The 3,022-nt window shown below is 42.7% G+C and carries 5 protein-coding genes; all 5 read left to right on the top strand.

Going from position 1 to position 3,022, the window contains the following annotated elements; genetic code table 11:
* Position 1 precedes the first annotated feature (1 nt).
* Positions 2 to 142, top strand: coding sequence for a transposase (locus GJU39_RS23165; RefSeq protein ID WP_456238481.1), 141 nt, complete (start codon positions 2 to 4; stop codon positions 140 to 142).
* A 481-nt stretch (positions 143 to 623) separates the two neighbouring features.
* Positions 624 to 1,232 carry a Crp/Fnr family transcriptional regulator gene (locus GJU39_RS23160; RefSeq protein WP_154283361.1) on the top strand — a complete coding sequence of 203 codons (609 nt, stop codon included), beginning with the start codon at positions 624 to 626 and terminating at the stop codon, positions 1,230 to 1,232.
* Positions 1,233 to 1,290: 58 nt separating this feature from the next.
* Entirely contained in the window at positions 1,291 to 2,082 is a 792-nt protein-coding gene (locus GJU39_RS23155) for a sulfite exporter TauE/SafE family protein (protein WP_154283360.1), read from the top strand.
* A gap of 9 nt (positions 2,083 to 2,091) precedes the next feature.
* Positions 2,092 to 2,652, top strand: coding sequence for a YeeE/YedE family protein (locus GJU39_RS23150; protein ID WP_154283359.1), 561 nt, complete (start codon positions 2,092 to 2,094; stop codon positions 2,650 to 2,652).
* Positions 2,649 to 2,957 (top strand): YeeE/YedE thiosulfate transporter family protein, encoded by a 309-nt coding sequence (locus GJU39_RS23145; protein WP_245228076.1) that lies wholly within the window; start codon positions 2,649 to 2,651, stop codon positions 2,955 to 2,957. The genes GJU39_RS23150 and GJU39_RS23145 overlap by 4 nt, the downstream gene beginning before the upstream one ends.
* Positions 2,958 to 3,022 lie beyond the last annotated feature (65 nt).

Raw genomic sequence — 3,022 nt, 5'->3', positions numbered from 1 at the left:
CATCCTGAACTTCTTTATCAACAGGGCGACAAATGCATCGGCAGAGTCTTTCAATGCAAAGGTCAAGGCATTCAGGGCTACTTCCAGAGGGGTACGTGATGTGAAATTCTTCCTGTTCAGACTCTCAAAGATATATGCTTAAAATTATTCCCCCCAAGAATTCCGCTTGATCCCTTAATATTGGTTTAAAGGCTGTTTTATGATTCGAGCCCACTTGGGTTTTTATCTCTTTTAATAGATTCGTTCAATTGCCTAATAAATATTAGAATTACGTTTGTTCTATACCAACTGTCCGTCATCGTTCATCCGCTGTTCGATATTGAACACTTCTGCTAATTGCTTATTGCCAAATCAGTGCCCAAAACACTTCACACTACATCATTATTATTGGCACAAACTTGGTAAACTGTAGTTCAATCTTATCTTTAACCGATAAACCTTTGCTCCCATGTTCAGACTGAACTTAAAAAGAACTTTCTACCTGATTGTTATTTGAAAGAGACAATAAAAATTTGATTGGGTATACTACATCTTTGTCTAAACGATTTCTTTTTCCAATATTTATTCCCTAAGTTCATTCCCGTAATTAAATTTGGTTCGTTAAGAAATTAAATGTTCGCATCATGAAACTATTCGGAGCCGTATTGGAAGAAGTTATACAATCTAATAGCCAACGCAAAAGTTTGCCGGCCGGTACGGTGATGATGCAGCCCAATAGCTATGTCCGTTCCATTCCGATTGTATTGTCAGGGAGTATGCGGGTAATGCGTGAGGATGAAGATGGCCGCGAAGTATTGCTTTATTATATCAAGCCGGGTGAAAGTTGCATCATGTCATTCCTGGCCGGTATTCATGAAGATACCAGCAAAGTGAAACTGATGGTTGAAGAAGATGCGCAGATCCTGCTCATCCCTGTAACCAAAGCCAGCGAATGGGTAAAGACCTATCCGGAATGGGCAGATTTTATCTTTAAGCTCTACCACAAACGTTTTGAAGAATTGCTGGACGTAATCAACGCCGTGGCATTCCAGAAATTAGATGACCGTATTGTGAAGTTGCTGAAAACAAAGGCGGGGGTTTATCAGTCTAACGAGATCCAGGTTACCCATCAGCAACTGGCTGAAGAATTAGGTACCACCCGCGAAGTAATTTCCAGGTTATTAAAACAAATGGAAAGACAAAAAATGATCACCTTGTCCCGCAATAAAATCACCATTCATATGCCTGTGTAACATAGGTCACCAACGGGCTGGAAATTTGCCGCTAAGTTTGTTCCATAATTACTATATTTTGGAAACAGCAGGATACGCAGCTTCAGTACTAATCGGTTTGTCTTTGGGCCTCATAGGTGGCGGCGGTTCTATTTTAACCGTTCCCATCCTGGTTTATTTTTTCGCGGTCGATCCCGTTCTGGCCACTACCTATTCCTTATTTGTGGTTGGCCTAACCAGTTTTGCGGGTACCATCAGCCATTACAGGAAAGGAAACGTCAATTTTAAAATAGCCCTGATTTTTGGTATTCCTTCGCTGGTGGCTGTGTTTGTGATGCGTATGTGGATAATGCCGGCAGTACCGGACCAGCTATTAAAATTAGGTCACTTTGACTTAACTAAAGGTGTTTTGCTGATGCTGGTATTTGCAGCACTGATGTTGGCGGCATCTGTATCGATGATCCGTAAGATCAATCCATCTCCTCCCGAAAAACAACACCTGATTAACTATACCAGGCTGGCGCTCCAGGGTAGCCTCGTCGGAATAGTTACCGGGTTTGTTGGTGTGGGCGGTGGGTTCCTCATCATCCCGTCCCTGGTTTTATTTGCCGGGCTATCTATGAAAAAGGCAGTAGGAACGTCGTTAATGGTGATGACCATCAGTTCGCTATTAGGTGTTTTAGGCGACGTATCCGGTCATGCTGCTATTGATTATTCTTTTTTAGCTTTTTTTGCTGCATTAGCAATTGCAGGGATAATTGCGGGCAGCTACCTCACTAAATACATGAACGATGCCAAACTTAAGCCTGCCTTCGGCTGGTTCGTGTTGCTCATGGGCATCTTTGTACTGGTAAGCACACTAACAAAATAATATATATATATGGAAATGATCAAACAACCCTGGCCATGGTATATCGTGGGACCGCTGATCGGATTGATGGTGCCGGCTTTATTGCTGTTAGGCAATAAAACATTCGGCATATCCTCCTCGCTCCGCCATATCTGCGCGGCTTGTGTACCGGCCAATATTTCTTTTTTTAAATATGACTGGAAAAAGGAAAGTTGGAACCTGTTTTTTGCAGCGGGAATTATGGCCGGCGGCTTTATCGCTACGTATTTTTTATCAGTTCCGGGTCCTGTCAGCTTAAACGACCAAACCATAGCTGCATTACAGCACCAGGGAATTAAAGATTTCAGCGGCTTATTACCCGGTGATCTGTTCAGCTTTAGCCAACTGTTTACCTTAAGGGGATTTGTGTTTATGGTGCTGGGTGGTTTTATGGTAGGGTTTGGTACGCGCTATGCGGGGGGCTGTACTTCGGGCCATGCTATTATGGGCATATCTTCCCTGCAATGGCCCTCATTGGTAGCTACCTGCTGTTTTATGATCGGCGGCTTCGTCATGATCTGGTTCATCTTACCTTATTTATTACAATTATGAAGAACATCAGATTTACGATTGCCGGGGTACTTTTCGGCATCATACTGGTCAAATCACAGGTTATATCCTGGTTCAGGATACAGGAGATGTTTCGTTTGGAGTCATTTCATATGTATGGGGTGATCGGCAGTGCTATCCTTGTTGGTATGATCTCCGTCTGGCTGATCAAATATTTCAAATTAAAAACGATCAACCGGGAGCCTATCATTATTCCTGACAAACAATTTCATTGGGGTAATGTATACGGCGGGCTCATCTTCGGTTTAGGTTGGGCTGTTACGGGAGCCTGCCCGCAATGTCATTAAGTTAAGGATTTTTATATTGCATCTTTTTGATTTTTAGTTACTTTAGGTTTCACTCTGGCTCTGAA

The sequence above is a fragment of the Pedobacter petrophilus genome, assembly GCF_009674725.1.
GTDB classification, from domain to species: domain Bacteria; phylum Bacteroidota; class Bacteroidia; order Sphingobacteriales; family Sphingobacteriaceae; genus Pedobacter; species Pedobacter petrophilus.
This window is presented reverse-complemented; position numbering and strand designations above follow the sequence as displayed.